At 71.2% G+C, this 21,154-nt stretch carries 19 protein-coding genes and 1 riboswitch; of the genes, 7 read left to right on the top strand and 12 right to left on the bottom strand.

Going from position 1 to position 21,154, the window contains the following annotated elements:
• Positions 1–14: 14 nt before the first annotated feature.
• The 5 genes from OG780_RS38570 to mgrA form a co-directional block, all read right to left on the bottom strand.
• Positions 15–1,013 (bottom strand): serine/threonine-protein kinase, encoded by a 999-nt coding sequence (locus OG780_RS38570; protein ID WP_328456155.1) that lies wholly within the window; start codon positions 1,011–1,013, stop codon positions 15–17.
• Positions 1,014–1,047: 34 nt separating this feature from the next.
• Entirely contained in the window at positions 1,048–1,902 is an 855-nt protein-coding gene (locus OG780_RS38565) for a hypothetical protein (protein ID WP_328456152.1), read from the bottom strand.
• A 6-nt stretch (positions 1,903–1,908) separates the two neighbouring features.
• A complete protein-coding gene (locus tag OG780_RS38560) occupies positions 1,909–4,251 on the bottom strand; it encodes an ABC transporter ATP-binding protein/permease (RefSeq protein WP_328456150.1) in 2,343 nt (780 codons plus the stop codon).
• Between the two features lie 68 nt (positions 4,252–4,319).
• Positions 4,320–4,730: a hypothetical protein gene (locus tag OG780_RS38555; RefSeq protein WP_328456148.1), complete on the bottom strand. Its 411-nt coding sequence runs from the start codon at positions 4,728–4,730 to the stop codon at positions 4,320–4,322.
• 504 nt (positions 4,731–5,234) lie between these two features.
• Positions 5,235–6,227 (bottom strand): L-glyceraldehyde 3-phosphate reductase, encoded by a 993-nt coding sequence (gene mgrA / locus OG780_RS38550; protein WP_328456146.1) that lies wholly within the window; start codon positions 6,225–6,227, stop codon positions 5,235–5,237.
• Positions 6,228–6,378: 151 nt separating this feature from the next.
• On the opposite strand from mgrA, the gene OG780_RS38545 reads away from it, so the two are divergent.
• On the top strand, positions 6,379–7,272 hold the full coding sequence (locus OG780_RS38545; protein ID WP_328456144.1) for a LysR family transcriptional regulator: 894 nt from the start codon (positions 6,379–6,381) through the stop codon (positions 7,270–7,272).
• A gap of 109 nt (positions 7,273–7,381) precedes the next feature.
• Entirely contained in the window at positions 7,382–7,891 is a 510-nt protein-coding gene (locus OG780_RS38540) for a mycothiol transferase (protein WP_328456142.1), read from the top strand.
• A 28-nt stretch (positions 7,892–7,919) separates the two neighbouring features.
• Here OG780_RS38540 and OG780_RS38535 read toward each other — a convergent pair whose 3' ends face one another.
• Positions 7,920–8,984, bottom strand: a complete 1,065-nt coding sequence (locus tag OG780_RS38535; RefSeq protein WP_328456141.1) for an adenosine deaminase — start codon at positions 8,982–8,984, stop codon at positions 7,920–7,922.
• A gap of 85 nt (positions 8,985–9,069) precedes the next feature.
• Positions 9,070–9,462 (bottom strand): VOC family protein, encoded by a 393-nt coding sequence (locus tag OG780_RS38530; protein ID WP_326789692.1) that lies wholly within the window; start codon positions 9,460–9,462, stop codon positions 9,070–9,072.
• A 457-nt stretch (positions 9,463–9,919) separates the two neighbouring features.
• Between OG780_RS38530 and OG780_RS38525 the strand changes: the two genes are divergently transcribed.
• Positions 9,920–10,624, top strand: a complete 705-nt coding sequence (locus OG780_RS38525; protein ID WP_328456138.1) for a phosphatase PAP2 family protein — start codon at positions 9,920–9,922, stop codon at positions 10,622–10,624.
• A 35-nt stretch (positions 10,625–10,659) separates the two neighbouring features.
• Positions 10,660–11,106, top strand: a complete 447-nt coding sequence (locus OG780_RS38520) for a hypothetical protein (RefSeq protein WP_328456137.1) — start codon at positions 10,660–10,662, stop codon at positions 11,104–11,106.
• Positions 11,107–11,120: 14 nt separating this feature from the next.
• Here OG780_RS38520 and OG780_RS38515 read toward each other — a convergent pair whose 3' ends face one another.
• The 4 genes from OG780_RS38515 to OG780_RS38500 all read right to left on the bottom strand — a co-directional run bounded on the left by OG780_RS38515 (position 11,121) and on the right by OG780_RS38500 (position 14,910).
• Positions 11,121–11,615, bottom strand: a complete 495-nt coding sequence (locus tag OG780_RS38515; protein WP_328456135.1) for a hypothetical protein — start codon at positions 11,613–11,615, stop codon at positions 11,121–11,123.
• Positions 11,616–11,826: 211 nt separating this feature from the next.
• Positions 11,827–12,429: a hypothetical protein gene (locus tag OG780_RS38510; RefSeq protein ID WP_328456133.1), complete on the bottom strand. Its 603-nt coding sequence runs from the start codon at positions 12,427–12,429 to the stop codon at positions 11,827–11,829.
• Between the two features lie 148 nt (positions 12,430–12,577).
• Positions 12,578–13,945 (bottom strand): phospholipase, encoded by a 1,368-nt coding sequence (locus OG780_RS38505; RefSeq protein WP_328456131.1) that lies wholly within the window; start codon positions 13,943–13,945, stop codon positions 12,578–12,580.
• Positions 13,946–14,076: 131 nt separating this feature from the next.
• Entirely contained in the window at positions 14,077–14,910 is an 834-nt protein-coding gene (locus tag OG780_RS38500) for an alpha/beta fold hydrolase (RefSeq protein ID WP_328456129.1), read from the bottom strand.
• Positions 14,911–15,261: 351 nt separating this feature from the next.
• A riboswitch (TPP riboswitch) is annotated at positions 15,262–15,356 on the top strand.
• On the opposite strand from OG780_RS38500, the gene OG780_RS38495 reads away from it, so the two are divergent.
• The 3 genes from OG780_RS38495 (at position 15,348) to gndA (ending at position 19,494) form a co-directional block, all read left to right on the top strand.
• Entirely contained in the window at positions 15,348–16,748 is a 1,401-nt protein-coding gene (locus OG780_RS38495; RefSeq protein WP_328456127.1) for a purine-cytosine permease family protein, read from the top strand. It overlaps the preceding riboswitch by 9 nt.
• A gap of 64 nt (positions 16,749–16,812) precedes the next feature.
• Positions 16,813–17,610 carry a bifunctional hydroxymethylpyrimidine kinase/phosphomethylpyrimidine kinase gene (gene thiD, locus OG780_RS38490; protein ID WP_328456126.1) on the top strand — a complete coding sequence of 266 codons (798 nt, stop codon included), beginning with the start codon at positions 16,813–16,815 and terminating at the stop codon, positions 17,608–17,610.
• Positions 17,611–18,051: 441 nt separating this feature from the next.
• Entirely contained in the window at positions 18,052–19,494 is a 1,443-nt protein-coding gene (gene gndA / locus OG780_RS38485; protein ID WP_328456124.1) for an NADP-dependent phosphogluconate dehydrogenase, read from the top strand.
• Between the two features lie 88 nt (positions 19,495–19,582).
• On the opposite strand, the gene OG780_RS38480 is transcribed toward gndA, so the two are convergent.
• Positions 19,583–21,130: a hypothetical protein gene (locus tag OG780_RS38480; RefSeq protein ID WP_328456122.1), complete on the bottom strand. Its 1,548-nt coding sequence runs from the start codon at positions 21,128–21,130 to the stop codon at positions 19,583–19,585.
• Positions 21,131–21,154 lie beyond the last annotated feature (24 nt).

Below are 21,154 nucleotides of genomic sequence, written 5' to 3'. Positions count from 1 at the left end.
CTGACGGTGGCGCCTCAGCCCCGGAACACGGGCCGGGCCCAGACGGGCGGCTGCGGCACGGGCCCGGGGCCGCCCGGCGCCGCCTCGGCCTCCGTGCTCGACCCGGTGCCGCTCCCGGTCACCGGGCCGCGTGCGGCGACCCGCAGCGCGCTGACGAAGGCCAGGCACGAGTCGTACCGGTCGTCGGGGCTCTTGGCGAGCGCCTTCGCGAGGACCGCGTCGACCGCCTCCGGGATGTCGGGGCGGTGCGTGGTCAGGGCCGGCGGCTGGTCGTACTGGTGGGCCCACAGCAGCGCCATGTCGTCGTCGCGCTGGAAGGGCGGCCGGCCGGCCATCGTCTCGTAGACGACACAGCCGAGGCTGTAGACGTCGCAGCGGCCGTCGACCGGCTTGCCGGAGATCTGCTCCGGCGCCACGTAGTCGAGGGTGCCGACGAACTGTCCGACGCTCGTGAACCCGGTCAGCGACAGGGACTTCTTGGTCAGTCCGAAGTCCGTGAGATAGACGTGTTCGGGGTGGTCGCTGTCGGTGCCCTGGGCCACCAGGATGTTGCCGGGTTTCACGTCCCGGTGCACCAGGCCGTGGTCGTGGGCCGCGTCGAGCGCGGAGGCGACCTGGATGCCGATCCGGGCGGCCACGGTGACCGTCAGCGGACCCTCACGGTCGAGAAGATGGCGCAGGTCGCGTCCGGCCACGTAACGCATGGCGATGTAGAGGACGCCGTCCGTCTCGCCCGCCTCGAACACGGGCACGATGTGCGGGTGGTCGATCGCGGCGGCCACCCGTGACTCATGGGTGAAGCGGCCGCGGAAGGTGTCGTTCCGGGCGAGTTCCGGGGCGAGCAGTTTGAGCGCGACCGTGCGGTCCAGACGCAGGTCCTTGGCCTGGTAGACGACGGCCATCCCGCCGCGGCCGATCTCCCGCTCGATCCGGTAGCCCGCGATCTGCCGTCCGATCAGGTCGGAGGGCCGCCCCGAGAACGGGCTGGTGTCCCGCCCGGACGTCTCGTCCATCAGCCGTCACCCCGGTCCTGCCCCGCGCCGTGCATCAGTCCTCGCTCCCGTCGTCGCCGTCGTCACCGCCGTCGTCACCGCCGAAAGTGACCAGGCGGGTGGGCTCGTGTCCGCCCGGAGGCCCGCCCCGAGGCCCACTGGGGGGCCCGCCGGGAGCGGGCTCCCGCACGATCCGCGTCGGCTCCGCCTGGCGCCCGCGCGCCGTGCTCGGCCCCTGCGACCGATCCCGCTCCTGCCGCCGCTCGGAATCCTGCGATCGGCCGGGTTCCTGCGACCGGTCGCGCTCCGGACCCCGATCCTGCTCCGGACCTCGGTCCCGCTCCGTGCCCCGGTCCCGCGACTGTGCCCGGTCCCGCGACGGTTCCTGTTCCCGTGGCTGGTGTGCACTCTCGCGTCGTGCGGTCGAGGGGGTGCGCTCGGCCGCGAAGGTGCTCAGCCGCGTCCCGTCGCAGTAGACCCACCGCTCGTGCTCGCCGTCGTACAGCCACAGCGACTCGCCGTCGACGACCACGCCGATCCGGCTGCCCTGCGTCCGGGCACGGAAGTTCTCGGCCTCGAGCTGCCCGGACGCCAGTTCCTCGGCCGCCTGCCGGTAGTCGGTGAGCGCCTGCTCGACGCGGGCCAGCAGCGGGCGCGGATCGGCCGTGCGGGCGAGCGGACGGGTCGCCGCCGGCGGTACCTGCGGTACGGCGATCAACAGGCGGCCGTCGACCCAGGCCGACCAGCCGTTCGCGCACACGATCCGCCCCCAGTCGCCGAGCCGGTCGACGAGTTCGACCGGCAGGAGCGCGTCCAGGGGAACGGTGGGGCGGGACGGGTCGGGCGACTCCCAGGCGGGCAGCCCGTCCTGCGGAACGACATGCGTCGGGCGGAAGCCGGGGGTCGTCATCGGCGGCTACTTCCGCATGACCGCGGGCTCGTGCCGTCGCAGCAGCCGGGCGACCAGCCAGCCGAAGACGACGGAGAGCACCACGAGCATGCCCATGTTGATGAGCCACGCGCTGGTCGAGTGCCGGAACATCGGGTCGCCGGTCAGCTCGCCGGGCACGATCCGGGCGAGGCCGATGGTCCCGGCCATCGCGCCCAGGGCCCAGCGGGAGGGCACGAGCCAGGAGAGCTGCTCCAGACCGGGCACACCGTGGAGCTTCAGCAGGGCGCCGCAGAACACCACCTGGACGATGGCCAGCAGCACCAGCAGCGGCATCGTCACCTCCTCCTTGCGCACCACGGCGGAGACGAGGAGGCCGAGCATCATCGCGGTGAAGGCGAGCAGGGCCACGGCCAGCGTGATCTCCAGGAGGGGTGGCATCAGGACGCCTTCACCCCCGGGGGCGTTGAGGTCGACGCCGAACAGGCCGACGAGGGTGAGCACGACGGCCTGGAGCACGGTGATGGTGCCGAGGACGACGACCTTGGACATCAGGTACGCCGATCTGGACAGGCCGACGGCCCGTTCTCGCTGGTAGATCGTCCGTTCCTTGACGAGTTCGCGCACGGCGTTGGCCGCGCCGGTCAGCACACCGCCGACGCACAGGATGAGCAGCGCGTTCATCGCCGTCTCCTGGGTCAGCTTGCCGCCCGCGAGCGCCCGCGCCATCGCGCCCATCACGAACGGCAGGGCGATCATGATGGCGAGGAAGGTCCGGTCGGCCCCGAGCGCGGCCGCGTAGCGGCGGACCAGGGTACGGAGCTGGGAGCCCCAGCTCTGGGCCTTCGGCGGCGGTCCGACGAGGGCTCCGGTGGCCGCGTCCGGCATCTTCGGCTGCGAGGTCGACTTGTCGATGTACTGACCGTGGAACGGCGAGTCCCGGTACTCCCCCGCCCAGTCACGGTCCGTGTCGCGCTCGAAGGCTTCGAACGCCTCGGGCCACTGCCGGTAGCCGAAGAAGGCCAGAGTGTCGTCGGGCGGCCCGTAGTAGGCCACCTTGCCGCCGGGCGCGAGGACCAGGAGCCGGTCGCAGACGTCCAGGCTGAGCACGCTGTGGGTGACCACGATGACGGTTCGGCCGTCGTCGGCGAGGCCGCGCAGCATGTGCATCACCGAGCGGTCCATACCCGGGTCGAGTCCGGAGGTCGGTTCGTCGAGGAAGAGCAGGGACGGCTTGGTGAGCAGTTCCAGGGCCACGCTGACGCGCTTTCGCTGTCCGCCGGACAGACTGTGGATGGGCTGGTCGGCACGTTGCCCCAGGCCCAGTTCGCCGATCACCTCGTCCACCCGGGCCAGGCGCTCCTCCTTGGCCGTGTCCTGCGGGAAGCGCAGTTCGGCGGCGTAGGTCAGCGCCCGGCGGACGGTCAGCTGGGCGTGCAGGATGTCGTCCTGCGGGACCAGGCCGATGCGCTGGCGCAGTTCGGCGTAGTCGCGGTAGAGGTCACGGCCGTCGTAGAGCACCGTGCCGTGGTCGGCGGGCCGCTGTCCGGTGAGCGCGTTCAGGAGCGTGGACTTGCCGGCACCGCTCGGGCCGACGACGGCGAGCAGACATTTCTCGCCGACGGGAAACGACACCTGGTCCAGGAGCGTCTTGCGGCCCTTGTCCACCTCGACGGTGAGGTCCTGCACGTCGAGGGAGACCTCGCCGCTGTCGACGTACTCCTGCAACTGGTCGCCGACGAGACAGAACGCGGAGTGTCCGATGCCGACGATGTCACCGGGTGTGATCAGGGCACGCTCGACGGGCTGTCCGTTGAGGAACGTGCCGTTGTGGCTGCCGAGGTCGACGATCTCGTACGTCCCGTCGGGCCTGGCCTGCAGTTCGGCGTGGTTACGGGAGACGATCAGGTCGTCGATGACGAGGTCGTTGTCGGCGCCACGGCCGATGCGGACGGTGCGGGACGGCAGCGGCCGTACGGTGGTCGGCTGTCTGAACGTACCGGTGGCGGCCGGCATGGAGACGGCCGAGGGGCGCTCCGCGGCAGGTGGCGGGCGTCGGACGAGGACGGCGCGCGGGCCGTCGGCGGGACTCCCGAAGCGGATCACGCTGCCGGGTCCGACGCCCCATTCGTGGACGCGTCGGCCGTCGGCGTACGTGCCGTTCGTGCTGTTCTCGTCCTCGAGCGTCCAGTGATCTGCCTGGGGCCGCAGCACCGCGTGGTGCCACGAGACCCGGACGTCGTCGATCACGACGTCACACAGCGGATCGCGCCCGACGTGGTAGTCGTGGTCCGGGCTCATCACCGTCGAGCCCGTCTCGGTTTCGAGGACGAGCTCGGGTGCAGTCGCCGTGAGCGGCCTCTCTGCCATGCCTGAATTCTAACGATCTGCCCACATAAGCGCCTGATCTGCGCCCGGTGGCCGGGGCGCGCGAACGGTCAGGCGGCGGAGGTTCCGAGGACCGCGGCGGTGCGGTGCATGCGCAGCGCGTCCACCGATTCCGCGAGCAGCTCGTACTCGGTGGTGTCGTCACTGGTGGAGACGCGGACGAGTTTGCCCGCGGCCAACTCCTCGGCGACCAGCTCCTGTTGCCCCGAGTCGCCGCACCAGGAGCGCAGCATGGTCGGGACGTCGGGAACGCTGTCCCCCACCGGGGCGATCGAGTTGGGCGGAAAGGCGGGATCCTCGGGCTGCGGATCGAGCCGTTCGGCCATCCAGGCCGCACGGTCCCGCATCCACCACAGGGCCAGCGCGAGGGTCGGCGCGCGATAGGTGCCGAGGGGTACGCCGACTCGCTGACCGCCGCACATGCCGTACGCGGTGACATGGCACAGGAATTCGTCGTGCACGATCTTCCCCCATTGGCGTCGCTCGTCGCCGGTCCGGCCTCACTTTCCCTGCGGCTCATGGGCTATGCTCCGTGCAATTGCACAGGCATGGCTGAATTGCCCTACTGATTGAGTATCGTCACTACTGACACACTGTCACCACGTGAATTCAGCCAGTCTCTTGGCATATTCATCGCCGCGGTTGGCCGAAACGGCATCGACAGCTTTTCCGGTCCCGGAACCCACCCCTGCCTTCAGGCCCCTGAACTCCGGCCCCCGGCATGACCCGTGAGGCGATCGACGCGGCGCCCGTCACGGTGGTCGTATCACTTCCCGGAGCCGAACACCGGCTCGGGACAAGGACCTTGACCATGCATACGTGCCCCGATGGACGCCGGTTCACCATGTCCGCGAACACCGACCGCCACGAGACCGCCGTCACGCTCGGTTTCGAGGAGGTCCCCGACGCGGTCACACGTCGGGGACCTCGGCGTACACCGGCGGGCGCGCCCCGCGCCGTAGGTCCTACGCCCTGGCCACCGCGTCGATCCGGGCGAGTTCGTCCTCGGTGAAGTCCAGGTTGGCGACGGCCTCGACGCTGTCCTCCAACTGCCGCGGGCTGCTGGCACCGACCAGGGCCGAGGTGACCCGGCCGCCGCGCAGCACCCAGGCCAGCGCGAGCTGGGCCAGCGACTGGCCACGGGACTTGGCGATCTCGTCGAGGGTCCGCAGCCGGCCCACGAGGTCCTCGGTGACCGTGTCCGTGCTCAGGAACGGACTGTCGCTCGCGGCCCGCGAGTCCTCCGGGATGCCGTCGAGGTAGCGGCCGGTGAGCAGGCCCTGCTCCAGCGGCGAGTACGCGATGGAACCCACCTGGAGCTCGTCGAGCGCGTCCAGCAGCCCCTCGTCCTCGGGGCGGCGGTCGAGCATCGAGTAGCGCGGCTGGTGGATGAGCAGCGGGGTGCCCAGCTCGGCCAGGATCCGGGCGGCTTCACGGGTCTGCTCCGCCGAATAGTTCGAGACGCCGACGTACAGCGCCTTGCCCTGCTGGACGGCCGAGTGCAGGGCGCCCATCGTCTCCTCCAGCGGAGTCTCCGGGTCGGGGCGGTGCGAGTAGAAGATGTCGACGTAGTCGAGGCCCATCCGGCCCAGGCTCTGGTCGAGCGAGGACAGCATGTACTTGCGCGAGCCCCATTCGCCGTACGGGCCCGGCCACATCAGATAACCGGCCTTGGTCGAGACGATCAGCTCGTCACGGTGGTGGGCGAAGTCCGCCTTCAGGGCGTCGCCGAGGGCGGACTCGGCCGCGCCGGGCGGCGGGCCGTAGTTGTTCGCCAGGTCGAAGTGGGTGACACCGAGGTCGAAGGCGCGGCGCAGGATCGCGCGCTGGACGTCCACAGGCCGGTCGGGGCCGAAGTTGTGCCACAGACCGAGCGACAGCGCGGGAAGCTTCAGGCCGCTGCGTCCGGTGCGCCGGTAGGGCATGTCCTCGTAACGGTCGGGGTGCGGGGTGTACAACGCGTACTCCTGAGAGGCCGGGGGAAACAGGCTGCCTCCACTCTCGCGCGCCCCGCGGGCAGCGGTCCAACGGAAGGATCGGATGGCATTGAGCGATCCCGCTTCTCAATCGGTCCGGGCGCCCGCCGGTCGGCGCCTACCCTTGCCTCTCATGGAACTGCGTCATCTTCAGCACTTCGTCGCCGTCGCCGAGGACCGGCACTTCACCCGGGCGGCGGAGCGGCTCATGGTGTCGCAGTCGGGTCTCTCCTCCTCGATCAGAGCGCTGGAGCGGGAGCTCCAAGCGCCTTTGTTCGTCCGTACGACCCGCCGGGTCACCCTCACGGAGGCCGGCCGCGCCCTGTTCGTCGAGGCGGAACGGATCCTCGCCCAGGTGCGGTCGGCGCACGACGCCGTGGCCGCCGTACAGGGGGTGCTGCGCGGCACTCTGTCCCTCGGCACCGAACAATGCATCGCCGGCGTGCACTGCGCCCGGCTGCTCGCCGCGTTCCGGCGGCGCCATCCGGACGTGGAGATCCGGCTGCGCCAGGCGGGTTCCGAGGCGCTGGCGGAGGAGGTCGCGGCGGGCCGTCTCGACCTGGCCTTCGCCGTGCGCACCCGTGCCGATGCCGAGCATCTGCGGTCGGTCCCGCTGGCCAGTGAGCCGATGACCGTGCTCTGCCACGCCGAGCACCCGCTCGCGACCGCCGCCGTCGTCACGCCCGAGGAACTGGGCGGGGAGGCCTTCGTCGACTTCCACCCCGACTGGGGTCCCCGGCGCACCACCGACGCGGCCTTCGCGGCAGCGGGTGTGCGACGGACGGTGGCCCTGGAGGTCAACGACGTCCACAGCCTCCTGGAGCTCGTCCACGAGGGCCTCGGCATAGCCGTCGTACCACGCCATTTCGGTCACAAGCCGGAGGCCCGCGATCTCACCGCGCTGCCTTTCAAGGGCGCCTCGGAGGGCTCATACGAGACGGTCGCGATGCTGCCTTTGGCGGAGGCCACGAGCCCGGCCGCGCGGGCCCTGATGACCCTGCTCGACGCCTCTCAGGAAGGTGCCTGAACCGTCCGGGACGCGCGGCGACGGCGGGGAGGCGGCGTGCCCGGCACCGTTTCAGGACACTCGGGCGGTTCCGGACGCAGGGACGGGCCCGATGGGCGATGGTGGTTCCATGCTTGCGAAGGACATCCTCATCGACGGATTCGGCCGCATCCGGGAAGAAGTCCGTGCCACTGTCGACGGGCTCGCGCCGGACGCCCTCAACACCCGCCCCGACGAGACCGCGAACTCGATCTCCTGGCTGGTCTGGCACCTCACCCGGGTCCAGGACGACCATGTCGCCGACGCGGCCGGGACGGAGCAGGTGTGGCTCACCGAGGACTGGGCGAAGCGTTTCGCGCTCGACCTGCCGCGCGGCGACACCGGGTACGGCCACACGTCCGGGAAGGTCGCCCGGGTCCGGGTGGAGTCGGGCGACCTGCTGCTCGGCTACTACGACGCCGTCCACGAACGGACCCTCGCCTACATCGGCGGGCTGGCCGCCCACGACTTCGAGCGCGTCGTGGACGAACGCTGGGACCCGCCGGTCACCCTGGGCGTACGCCTGATCAGCGTCCTGTCCGACGATCTCCAGCACGTCGGACAGGCCGCCTACGTACGCGGACTGGTTCAGCAGTCGTAACCGGGACGCACGACGTCCTCGGTCCGGTTCAGCAGTCGTAGCCGGGAAGCACGACGTCCTCGATGAGGGCCTTGCGCTCGTCGAACGGGATGAACGCGCTCTTGACCGCGTTCACGGTGACGGTGCGCAGATCCTCGATGCCCCAGCCCGCCTCCTCCACGAGCAGCGACATCTCCCGGGTCATCGTCGTCCCCGACACCAGACGGTTGTCGGTGTTGAGGGTGACGCGGAAGCCCAGGTCGCGCAGGGCGGTGATGGGGTGCTCGGCGATGGACTTCGCCGCGCCGGTCTGGAGGTTGGAGGTCGGGCACATCTCCAGGGCGATGCGGCGGTCGCGCACCCAGCCGGCGAGGCGGCCGAGCTTGCCGTCCACGATGTCCTCGGTGATGCGGACGCCGTGGCCGATACGCTGGGCGCCGCAGACCTGGAGCGCCTGGTGGATGCTGGGCAGACCGTGCGCCTCGCCGGCGTGGATGGTGAACGGGACGCTCTCGCGGCGCAGGTGCTCGAAGGCGGCCAGGTGGTCGGCGGGCGGGAAGCCGTCCTCGGCGCCCGCGATGTCGAAGCCGACGACTCCGGCGTCTCGGAACGCCACCGCGAGGTCGGCGATCTCGCGGGTCCGGTCGAACATCCGCATGCCGCACAGCAGGGTGCCGACGCGCACCGGGTTGCCCGCGGCGGCCGCCTTGGCCATACCGGCGGCGAGGCCCTCCTGCACGGCCTCGACGACCTCGGGCAGGGTCAGCCCGCCGTTGACCATGAGCTCGGGCGCGTACCGCACCTCGCCGTAGACGACACCGTCCTCGGCGAGGTCGAGGACGTACTCCTCGGCCGTGCGGAGCAGGCCCTCGCGCGACTGCATCACGGCGAGGGTGTGCTCGAACGTGGCTATGTAGCGGACCAGGTCGCCGGAGTTGGCGGCCTCGTAGTACCAGTCGGCCAGTTCCCGCGGGTCCGTGGTGGGCAGGGTGTGGCCGACGCTCTCCGCGAGCTCGACCAGGGTGGCCGGGCGGAGGCCGCCGTCGAGGTGGTCGTGCAGGACCACCTTGGGCAGGCGGCGGATCGTGTCGATGTCGATGCGGGGCGCGGTCATGTGCGGTGTTCCTCGGGAGGTCGTTCGGATCGGGAGGGTTCGGAAGAGTACGGGGCGTACGGGAGGGTGCGGAGGACCGGGCCGGTCAGCCCGCGGGCTGGAGCAGGTCCCAGCGGTTGCCGTACAGGTCCTGGAAGACGACGACCGAGCCGTACGGCTCGTGGCGCGGCTCCTCCAGGAAGGTCACGCCCGCGGCGCGCATCCTGGCGTGGTCGCGGGCGAAGTCGTCGGTGTACAGGAAGAAGCCGACACGTCCGCCGGTCTGGTCGCCGATCCGGCCGCGCTGCGCCTCGTCCTTGGCCCGGGCGAGCAGCAGCCCCGTTCCGCCGCCCTCCGCACCCGGCTCGACCACGACCCAGCGGGAGCCGTCGGGCCTCGGGGTGTCCTCGACGAGGCGGAAACCGAGGGCTTCGGTGTAGTGGCGGACGGCCTCGTCGTAGTCGTCGACGACGAGGGTGACCAGGGCGATGCGTCTCATCGGACCTCTCCAGGGTTATACGTAACACGCAGGGTACGTCATTCCCTGCCGGTCGCCGGGGTGGCTCCCGTCGCCGGTCACGCGGGATGGGAGGTCGGGCCGACGGCACCTTCCCCCACCAGATGACACGGCACCGCTCCCCCGCCCGGTGACACGGCGCCGATTTCTCTGCCGGGCGACACGGCACCGCTTCTCCGCCGCGTGACGCAACGCCGACACCCGCCGGGTCACGGGACGCCGACTTCCTCGGGCGATGGGACGCTGATCTTCGTGGAGCAACCCGGTGACAATCCCGGACGCCCATCGTCTACAGTTATGTAGACGAGACCGCGACGCAGCTGGGCGCGGGCGAGCAGTCCTGCCCCCGTGCGCGCGTCCCGTGGAAAGGGGCCACAGTCATGTCCGCCGCCCCGGGCGCCTCACCCGCGCACGAGGCCGACGCCACCCAGGCCCGGCCATGAAGCGACACGGCACCAGCGACATCGCCGCGTCGACCGCGCTGGGGAGCCTGGTGGCGTTCGTGCTGCTGGCCCTGGTCGTGACCGGTCACGACGGTGCACCCCTGTCCGGCGACTCCGAGCTGACCTCCTGGTCGCTCACGCACCGCCCGGACGTGGCGCTCGCCATGGCACGCGGCGTGACCTACACCGGCACCGGTGTCGTCCCGTACGCGCTGGTCGTCCTGGCCGGCCTGCTCCTCGGCCGGACGGCACGCCAGCGGGTCCGCGCCGTCGCCGCCTGTGTATGCGCCCTGGCCGCCGCACAGGCCCTGCGGTTCGCCGTGATGTCGCTGATCGCCCGTCCCCGGCCCCCCGTGGCGAACTGGGCCACCCATGCCTCGGGGTGGTCGTTCCCGTCCGGTCACACCACCACCTCCGCCGTCGCGGGCGGGCTGCTCGTCCTCGCGGTGCTCGCCCGCGCCCCGCAGTCCAGGAGAGCCCTCGTCCTGCTCATCGGCTGCTGGGCCGTGCTCGTCGGCCTGTCACGCGTCTACCTGGGCGTTCACTGGTTCTCCGACGTCGTGGGCGGCTGGCTGTTCGCCACCTGCTGGCTGAGCCTGCTCGTGTACGTCCTCGCGCGGTTCTTCCCCCACATCCGCTCCGCGGCAACGGCGCCCCCGCCCCCTCTCCGCGAAGACCCCACGGCGAACCACGGGCGGTAGGCTGCGGCCGTCGCTGAGATCACCCGAGGGACACCATGGAGCATTCGCTGTCGACCCGTAACCGTCTGGCCAACAGCGGCCTCGCGGTCGTCCCGGCGGTTGCCGCTACCGCGTACGCGGTTCAAGCCGACGGCGGGTTGCCACGGCTCGTGGCGGTTCTGGCCGTGCTCGGGTTCGCCGTACTGGCAGTCCGCGGATATCGGCTCGGCGTGACATACGACCACTCGCGGATCACGATTCGCGGCTACGCGCGCACGCGGGTCATCGACCGAGAACACATCAAGGCCGTCACGGACTTTCCGGCCGTGACGTGGACAGCCCGCAACGGGCGCGAGCGATGGACCCCTCTGACCGCTTTCATCACGAGCACGGGTGAATTCTCAGCGACCCGGATCCACAAGGAGCACGCCCTCACGAAGCTGCGGCAGTGGGTACGAGGCGGCGGCGACCGAGGGCGTGCGAAGACCGCCGTTCCTCGATGACATCGACAACGGCTTCAGTCGGCGAAGCAGCCGAAGTCCTCGTTGTCCCGATCCCCGTACGCCTTTCGTGATGCTTCCTCGCCTTCGTCGAAGATCACTCGCCCGGTGTCGAGTCGGCGGGGCTTGAAGGTGAGGAATCCCGAGACGAGATCGTCCGAGGTCATGTTGGCGCGCAGCGCGTACGTGGATGTGGGGTCCAGCGTGACGGACAGGGGGAGCCGCGTCGTGAAGCCTTGCGGGGAGCTCCCGAGGCGGATTCGATGCAACGGGATCCCGTGGGCAGCCTTGATGTGCCACAGCAGTTCACCCGGATCATCGACCGTGCCATCGTGATCCCACCGGTACAGGCCGACCTCGGTGATGCCGTCGTGCTTGGCGCCTGGGCACTCGCGCCAGCCGATCACCGGACCGGAACTCCCGCTCTCGACGAACAGCGGATTGAACTCCGCGCCGCAACCACTCAGCAGGAGTGCGAGAACCAGGACGCCTGTCGCTCTCCCCCACTTCACCCGGCGGAGTCTACGAGAGCGAGGGCGGGTCGGCACCGCTCTGCATCGTCTCGACCTGGCAACGGCGGACAACGGCTTCCGAGTTGGCGCGCGGGCTTCCGAACCGGGGCTGCGCTGTCGCCATGACCGGCCCATGAGGTCCCATCGGATCGATGCCGCGCACCGACCCCGGTGGGCTTCGGGCCGCGACGGCCGGCCGACGGGGCAGCCGTCACTCGGCGCCCGGCGGAAATCCGTAGATGCCGTCGTCCACGGGGACCCCGTCCGGGATGTCCAGGGGGAGGATTCCCCAGTTCCGGGCGATGGCCATGACGTGCTGTTCATCTGGCATGGCGGCATGCCAGTCGTCCCATTCGTCCTCGCTCCAGTTCTGTCGGCCTTCCTCCAGCCACCTTTCCCCGACGCCGAGTCGGCGCTCGATCTCGGTGGGCTCGCCGAGCCGCAGGGGCACATCACCGACGCAGCCGTGGTAGCAATAGGCCCGGACCAGTCGGCCGGCCTCCACTCTCGCCCAGGCGTGATAATCGCCGATGCGATCCGTGCTGAAGTACTGGAGGTCGCCGAGGCGTCGGCCGAGCGCTCCGAGCCAGTCCAGCATGGCCGGACCGTCGCCGTCGCGTCCGTTGTCGAGGTGGATCCGGCCGTGGGCCAGTGTCCACCCCTCCACGGGGGACGCCACGAAGACGCCCCGCTTGTACGCCGCTTCGGTCCCTGAGTCCCAGTCCATCGGCACTCGCCCGACCAACCCGAGCGCGTCGGCGACCGCCCGACTGCCGGCGCCGGGCACGGCGAGCCAGGATGTCTTGTAGCCCATACCCATGGTGATCCCCTCCCACGTCTTTGGGCGGATCCTGCCGCACCGCACTGACATACGCCGTCGGGCGCCCCCGTCACGCCCGGCGGGCCTCGCCTGGCCCCCTCCCCTCGGGGTGGCCTCGGCGAGGCTCGCGGGTCGCGTCCGGCTACGGATACACGTACGCGTTCAGCGTGTTCACCGCGGAGCCGGGATCGCCCAGGTCGTAGCGGTCGACCGCGAGGTAGTTGGGCTTCTTTCGGGCGGCCGGCTCGCAGAAGCGGCGGGCCCGGTCGGCGAGTTTGGTGTTGTCCGTCCCGGCGGTCCCGGAGATCGCGGCGTCACGGAAGTGGTTCATGACGAAGAGCGGGCGGAAGCCGTTCTCGGTACGGGTGAGCGGTACGTTCGTGCCCGCGTCGTACCAGCGGCTGTAGCAGGACCAGTCGGAGGAGCCGAGGCCCGAGCCCATGGACCAGTAGTTCTCGACGGTCCACTCGCGCTGGTACATGACGCCGAAGCTGTCCCGGGTCAGTCCTGCGGACTCGTCCGATGAACGGCTGTGGTCGGTGAAGATGAGCAGGCGGTGTCCCGTCGCGGTGAGATCCGCGAGCTTCGGCCAGCCGTGCTCACGCACGCCGGTCAGGTCGGGACGGTAGAGGACGTCGGACAGGCCGTTCACGCGGGCGAGTTCGGAGCGCAGGACGCCCGGATCGACGTAGTCCTCCAGGAACACGGTGACGACCTGGTCGGGGTGCTGTTTGAGGAAGTCGACCATGCGCTGGAGGTCGACCCAGAGCGCGACCGGCCTGCTGACGAGGGTGCAGCTGTTGTGACACAGGATCGCGCCGTCGGGGGTCTGGTGCAGATCGAGCATGAAGCCCCGTACGCCGTCGGCGAGTTGCTGATCGATACCGCGCTTCTGATTGGGTACGAGGTTGACGAAGGGCGGGGCGAATCCGCCGTCCACGCCGTTCGCGTAGGCGTTGTGCGCGGTGAGGAACGTGACCTGGTCCAGGGTGCGTTGGTCCTGCGGTGGCATCGGCCGGGTCGCGGGCGCGGCCGGGGTGAGGTACCAGGAGGCGAGAGCGCCCGGTGAGCCGATCGCCAGCTGGGCCGGGTAGTTGGAGCCCGAGGGCTTGTCGGTGACCGTCAAGTACCGGTCGGATCCCGGGGTTTTGAGTGTGTACTGGTCGGTTCCGCTCGGTGTCACCTCCCAGGCCGCGTCGGCGCTCGTACAGGCGACGGTCCGGGCCTGGTCGCCCGAGCGGCCCAGACAACTGCCCGCGCTGTCAGAGCTTTCGAGTACGGAGGCGGAACCGCTCTGGCGCAGGGTCCACTGCTGGCGGTCCTCGTTTCCCTTGGGGTTGTGCTGGACGACCGCGCCCGCGCTGTCGGCCGCGTTCAGTCCCGTGATGGCGCTCTGGACGAAGTAGGTGCCCGCGGCGGGGACTTCGGCGGCGCCGGCGGGCGCGGGGACGGCGAAAACGGAGCCCAGTACAGCGGTGGCGGCGAGCAGGGAGCGTCGGCTCGGTCTCATGGCACGTGATCCCTTCCTGTGGGGAGCATGAGCATGCCATGCAGCGGCACAGGGGCGGGCGGCGGCGGTACGGATCGCGTCAGTGGGCGTGGCCCCGGGCCGATGCCTTTCCGCGCATGCGCCGGGTGAGTTCAGCGGCCGTCGGCTCGCGTGCCGGGGTGCTCGATCCGCGTGACGAACGCGGCGATGTCGGCGACCACGCGTTCGGGCTGTTCCCAGTGGAGGCAGTGGCCGGTCTCCGGGTAGGCGAGGAAGTCCGCGCCGTGCACCGCGTCCAGGATGGTCTGCTGGTCCTCTCGGGACAGGAACTCGTCCTGTTCACCCCAGATGACGAGTGTGGGCACCAGGATGCCGGCGAGGGTCGCGCGGAGATCGGCGTCGAGGAGACCGCGGGCCGTGTCCTTCCAGACGTACGCGGGAAGCTTGAGATTCTCCTCCACCATGGTCTCGACGAACCCCCGGGCGATCGGGCGGGTCACCGTGTCGGCCAGGAAGTCCTCGACGAACGCGCGGGGCACGGGATCGGCCAGATCCTCCATGGCGCCGACCATTCCGGCCACCGCCGGTTTGTCCGCGAGGGTGCCGGGGACACCGAGCAGGACCAGGCCCGCGATGCGGTCGGGGTGGCTGCCGGCGACGATCCGGGCCGGTACGCCGCCGCTGGACGCCCCGACCAGGACGGCCCGGGGGATGTCGACCGCGTTGAGGAAATCCACCAGGTCGGCGGCGAAATCGTCCGGGGTGTAGCCCTCCGGGGGCCGACCGGCATCGCCGTGCCCGCGCTGCGTGGGCGCGTATCCGTGCAGGGACGCGGGAAGGCGCCTCAGGAGGGGTTCGAAGGACCACCAGGAGTCGGCCAGACCGTGCACGAAGACGACCGGCGTACCACTGGGGTAGCCGGCTTCGGCGTACGGGAGAGCGAGACCTTCCCGCACCTGCGCGGACTTCAGGGAGATCACGGTCACGGCACCCTGCCTCCTTCCGCCCGGCCACCGGGTCCGGGAACCCGGGAGCGGAGAGCGAGCGGCGATCACTTCCGACAGTACCGAGGGGCGGCACGCGCCGCGCTGCGAACGGGCCCGCTCGCGCTGTTCGAATGAACCGGAGCGTGCGCGGGCGGGCGACGGTCCGGGTGAGTGAGCCCATGAGGCGACGCTTCCGAAGGGGACCTGGGGTCACGGGCCCCGGAGGGCTCCCCGAACGGTCCGGCCCGTGTCCGGTGGTGACGCGGTCCGCCCGTACACAGGAGCTGAGCACGGGTTCTGCCCGGGGGACCCACTCCCGCTCGGTCCTCGGGAGCGGTTAGTGTGTCCGTCGTACCGGACACGGGGTGCCCCGTCCGAGGGCTGAGATCACACCCGTCGAACCTGAACCAGTTCATACTGGCGGAGGGATGTCTTCCATGCCATTGGCGCATGTTCCCGGCGGGCTGCCCGCCGACAGCCGGCCCGCCGTCTTCGACGGACGGATGCCCGCCGCACCCGGCGACCTGCGGGTGGAGGGGCACGGCATCGAGCCGGTTCCCGAGAGCAACCGGTACGGCGGGGCCGGGCGCCTGTTCACCGTGTGGTTCGCCCCGAACCTGACGATGACGGGCGTGTTCACCGGCACCATCGGGATCGCGCTGGGCCTGGACTTCGGCACCGCGCTCGCCGCGGTCGTCCTCGGAACCGTGATCGGTGCCCTGCCCACCGCCTACCTCAGCACCTGGGGCGGGCTCACCGGCACCGGCCAACTGCCGCTCGCACGGCTGGCTTTCGGCCGGGCAGTGGTGCTGCCCGGGATGCTCCAGTGGCTGTCCTCGGTCGCCTGGGACGCGTTGATCGGCCTGTTCGGCGGGGATGCGCTGGCGCGGCTGTGCGGCTGGCCGTTCTGGCTCGGCGTACTGGTCATGATGGCCGCTCAGGGGGCCCTCGGCGTCCTCGGCTACGAAGCCATCCACCGCCTGCAGATCGTCATGACGTTCGTGCTCGCCGTGGCCTTCGCGGTGATCGCCTGGCGGATGCTCGACGGGGTCCACCCCGCGACGACCGGATCCGCGGCGGGCGCCGACCGCGCCGGCGCGTTCGTGCTCACCAGCACCATCGCGCTGAGCCTCTCGCTGTCCTGGGCACCGTACGCCGGTGACTTCAGCCGCTATCTGCCGCGTTCGACGTCCCGGCCGCGGATGTTCTGGTGCACCCTGCTCGGGCTCGTCACGTCCTTCGTCGCCGTGCAGGTCCTCGGGCTGTGGGGCGCGTCGGTGCTGACCGACCAGACGGCGGCGGGCGTGGACTCGCTGCTGGGCGGTGGCGCCGCGGGAGCGTTCGGACTGCTGGCCGTGGCACTCGCCGCGGTGTGCAGCAACGCGATGAACGACTACAGCGGTTCGCTGGCCCTCCAGACCCTGGGTGTGCGGATGCCGCGCCCGCTGGCGGCCGCCCTGGCCGCCGCGCTCGGCTTCCCGCTGGTGCTGTGGATGCACGCCGCCGACACCACGGCCCGCTTCCAGAACGTGCTGTTGTTCGTGGGCTATTGGATCCCCGGGTTCGTCGCGATCGTCGTCGTCGACTGGATCGCCCGGGGGCGGGAGCGTGGGGACGCCCCGGTCGACGTCGCCGTCGAGATGTCCCGTCCGCGCTCCGGATGGCCGTCGCTGGTGGCCTTCGTCGCGGCGTTCGGCGCGGCGGTGCCGTTCATGGACACGGGCCTGTACGTCGGTCCGGTGGCCGACGCGCTGCACGGCGCCGATCTCTCGTACTACGTGGCGTTCCTCGTCGCCCTCGCCCTCTACGCCCCGCTGCGGCTGCGCCGCCGCGTCTGAGGCTGCCCGTCGCTCCGCCGGTCCAGGGCTTCGGGCCCACGGCCGTATCCGAGAGGAACACCTCATGACCGCCCCGCCCCGCGTCCTGACGATCGCCGGCTCCGATTCCGGCGGAGGCGCAGGAATCCAGGCCGACTTGAAGACCATGCTCGCGCTGGGCGCCCACGGGATGAGCGTGCTCACCGCTGTGACCGCGCAGAACTCCGTGGGTGTGCAGGGGGCTTGGGAGCTGCCCGAGGAGGCGGTACGCGCCCAGTACCGCAGCGTGGTCGACGACATCGGGGTCCAGGCCGTGAAGACGGGGATGCTCTCGTCACCCGGCCTCGTCACCACGGTCGCCGAGTTGCTGTCCGACGTGGACGCCCCGGTCGTCGTGGACCCGGTGAGCGTCTCCAAGCACGGGGACCGGCTGCTGGCCGACGACGCGCTGGACGCCGTACGGACCCGGTTGCTGCCGCGGGCGACCGTGGCCACCCCGAATCTCGACGAGGTCGCCCAGCTCACCGGGTTGAAGGTGGACGACGAGACGGGCATGCGCCGGGCCGCGGGGCTGCTGCTCGCGTTCGGTCCCCGTTGGGTGCTCGTGAAGGGGGGCCATCTGCCGGGCCAGGCCGTCGACTTGCTCACCGACGGAACAGCCGAGCACTGGCTGCGTGCGCCCCGCCACGACAACCGGCACACGCACGGTACGGGGTGCACGCTCGCCTCGGCCATCGCGGTGGGCCTGGCCGAGGGCCTTTCGGTGCCGGAGGCGGTACGACGGGCCAAGGCGTACGTGACGGCCGCGATCGAGGCCGGTTTCGCGCTCGGTGCCGGTATCGGACCGGTGGACCACGGGTGGCGGCTGCGCCGCAACGACTGACCCCGCCCGGCGTTCGCCTGGCGTTCGGGCACGGCCGACCCCGCCCGGCGGACGCCCGCCGTTCCGGTACGACCGATCCCGCCCGGCGTTCGCCCGCCGTTCCGGCACCACGGAATCCCGCCCGGGCCGCCGCCCGCGATCCCGGCACGGCTGCCCGATTCCCCGGTCGGCGACCCTCGTTCGGGCACGGCCCGCCCTTCCGTCGGCCACCGCCCGCCCGGGGCCCGCACCCCGGCCGGCCGACGGCTCCGTACCTCGGCGCGAGGCTCCCGGACGTCCGGGTCCGTCCGGCGCCCGGAGGCCCGTCCCACGGTCCGGCACACCTCCTGCCTCGGACGGTGAACACCTCGGCCCCTCCCGGCGTACTGATCGGCACAGCGACAGTCGTCTGCTCGCCCGTCAGGTACGCGGACAGGCAGATCCGGATCCAAGGAGCACACCATGAAGGCGACCGCGCAGATCGGCGTCACAGGGCTCGCGGTGATGGGCCGCAACCTGGCCCGCAACTTCGCCCGGAACGGCTACACCGTCGCCGTCCACAACCGCACCCCCGCGCGCACCAAGGCACTGGTGGAGGAGTTCGGGCACGAGGGCTCCTTCGTCGCGGCCGAGTCGGCCGAGGACTTCGTGGCGGCGCTGGAACGCCCCCGACGTCTCATGATCATGGTGCAGGCGGGTGCCGCCACCGACGCCGTCATCGAGGAATTCGCCCCGCTGCTCGAAGACGGCGACATGATCATCGACGGGGGCAACGCCCACTTCAGCGACACCCGTCGTCGTGAGCAGTCGCTGCGCGAACGCGGCATCCACTTCGTCGGCGCGGGTGTGTCCGGCGGCGAGGAGGGCGCCCTCAACGGGCCGAGCATCATGCCGGGCGGCTCCCCCGAGTCGTACGCCTCGCTGGGCCCGATGTTCGAGTCGATCAGTGCCAAGGTGGACGGCGAGCCGTGTGCCACGCACATCGGCACCGACGGCGCCGGACACTTCGTCAAGATGGTGCACAACGGCATCGAGTACGCCGACATGCAGCTCATCGGCGAGGCCTACGACCTGCTCCGGCGCGTCGGCGGCTACACGCCGCAGCAGATCGCGGAGATCTTCCGGCGCTGGAACAAGGGCCGCCTCGACTCGTACCTCATCGAGATCACCGCCGAGGTCCTCGCGCACACGGACGCCGCCACCGGCGAGCCGTTCGTCGACGTCGTGGTGGACGCCGCGGGGCAGAAGGGCACCGGCCGCTGGACCGTGCAGACCGCCCTGGACCTCGGCTCCCCGGTCACCGCCATCGCACAGGCGACCTTCGCCCGTGCCGCCTCCAGCCAGGACGGACTGCGCTCCGCCTACCGCGGCCTGCCCGGCGGCACCCACTGGGACCTGTCGGGAACCGAGGCCGAGCGCTTCACCAGCCAGGTGGAACACGCCCTGTACGCCTCGAAGCTGATCGCCTACGACCAGGGCTGGAAGATGATCCTGGACGCGGCGGCCGAGTACGGCTGGGACATCGACCTCGGTGAGGTGGCGAAGATCTGGCGCGGCGGCTGCATCATCCGCGCGGCGTTCCTCGACCGTATCCGCGCCGCGTACGCCGTCGATCCGGGCCTGGTCAGCCTGCTGTCGGACGCGGGGTTCGCCACCGAGATCAAGGACGCCCAGGTCCCGTGGCGCGAGGTCGTCTCCACGGCAACCCGCAGAGGCGTTCCGGTGCCCGCGTTCTCCGCGGCGCTGTCCTACTACGACACGCTGCGCGCCGACCGGCTGCCGGCCGCCCTGACGCAGGGCCAGCGCGACTTCTTCGGTGCCCACACCTACCGGCGCACCGACCGCCAGGGCAGCTTCCACACGCTGTGGGGCGAGGCGTCCCGCAGCGAGACCGAGGTCCTGTGACGCCTGTCGGTCGATGAGCGAGCGAGGGGCGGGCCGTACCTCCGTGGTGACGGAGGTACGGCCCGCCCCTCGCTGACGGCCGGGCGTCTCAACCAGCGTTCGTGAAGGGCTCGTCGATCCCCGTCACGAGGCGTGTCATCACCGCGGGCGGCAGCGACGGGTTGCCGGCCGCCGCTTCCGCCACCTGCCGGTCGGGGTCGGAGAGCAGTTCCACGATCACCCGCGGCGGGAGTGCCGGGTGAGCGGCGGCCACGGGTCTCGCCCGGTCGTCCGCGAGGCAGGAGAGCAGGACCGGGGCGGTCGCGTTCGGGTGCCGGGCGATCTCCCGGAACACCTTCTGCCCGGGTGGGGCCTGCCTGGCCAGGTGTTCCAACAGTGCCGCGCTCGCTCCAGGGTTGACCGCCACCTTGGCGTGGACCCGGGATCCGTGCCGGTCGACCATGGCCAGCAACCGGTCTTCGGTGAGGCCAGGGTGCGGCGCGACGGACTTGACCACCTTCGCATCGGGGTCGCTTGCCAGCGCGTCACGTATCTGCGGCGGCAGATCACGGCGTCGGGCCGCCAGCATGCGTGCCGCCGGGTCCGGCGACCGGGCCAGCTCCTTGACCTCGGCGGGAGTCGCGGCGGCGATCCGGGGGAGCAGGGTGGCGCCGACCTTGGCGGTGCGGGCCAGTTCGGTGAGCACGTCGAGCGGGACACGAGGATGCTGTGCGAGGCCCCGGCGCACCTGGACGCACGGGTCCCCCGCAAGTACGCGGATCACGTCCTCGCCGGTCGCGGGGTTCTCGGCGAGGTCGGCGCGGACACCGGGAACGGGGTCCGCGGCAAGTCGTGCGCACACCTGCGGGGACAGGTCCGAACGGGCCGCGAGTGTCCAGCGCAACATCATCGAGGGATGGTCCGCGAAGCGGACGACCGCTTCGGCGGGTGTCGCGGGGTTGCGGAGTGCGGCGACCTGTATGTCGTGGACCGTGGACTCGTGGGAGCCGTCGCAGGAGGCCCCCGGCAGCAGATCGCAGTCCGGCCGGGAGCACTCCGGATCGTGGGTGAAGGGGGTCGCCTCGCGGTCGCAGACCCGGCAGTGTCTCGCGGGAGGCAGTCCCTCGCCGGTGACGAGCGCGGCCAGTACGTGCGCGGGTGTCGCCTCGTTGGCCGCCACGGCGCGGCGCACCTCGGCATGCGGATGCTTCGCGAGCCCGGCGGCCGTTTCCGGTGCGGTCCAGAGGGCGAGCTCCGCGACGACGTCCGGATCCGGGTCCGGGTCCGCGGCGAGCGTCTCCACCACGTCGGCGGGGAGGCCGGGGCAGGCGGCCAGCTTCTCCCGGCGCTCCGCCACCGGGTCCGCCGCGAACAGGCGCGCCCACTCCGGGCTGCCGGATCCCTCGTCGAGCAGGGCGAGGGCAGTGTCCGGCCGCGCCACGGGATCGACCTCGGCGGCTGTCAGCCTGCCTTCACGGGCGAGCCGTACGCCGCTCCGCCCGTCGCGCGCGAAGAGGGCGACCGCCTGCGCGTGGCTGAGGTCCTCCCGGCCCGCGATGTCGATGGCGAGGTCGGCGTCCGCGACCGCGATCAGCCGGTCGACCAGTTCGGACGGCAGGGCCGGGTTGGCGGCGAGACCGCTCAGGACATGGTTCACAGGGGGCATCCTGCCCCGGGCGCG

Origin of the sequence: Streptomyces sp. NBC_00386, assembly GCF_036063235.1 — a bacterium.
In the GTDB taxonomy this organism is placed as follows: Bacteria; Actinomycetota; Actinomycetes; order Streptomycetales; family Streptomycetaceae; genus Streptomyces.
The sequence above is the reverse complement of the archived record's forward strand: the minus strand, read 5'-3'. Positions and strand labels throughout refer to the sequence as shown.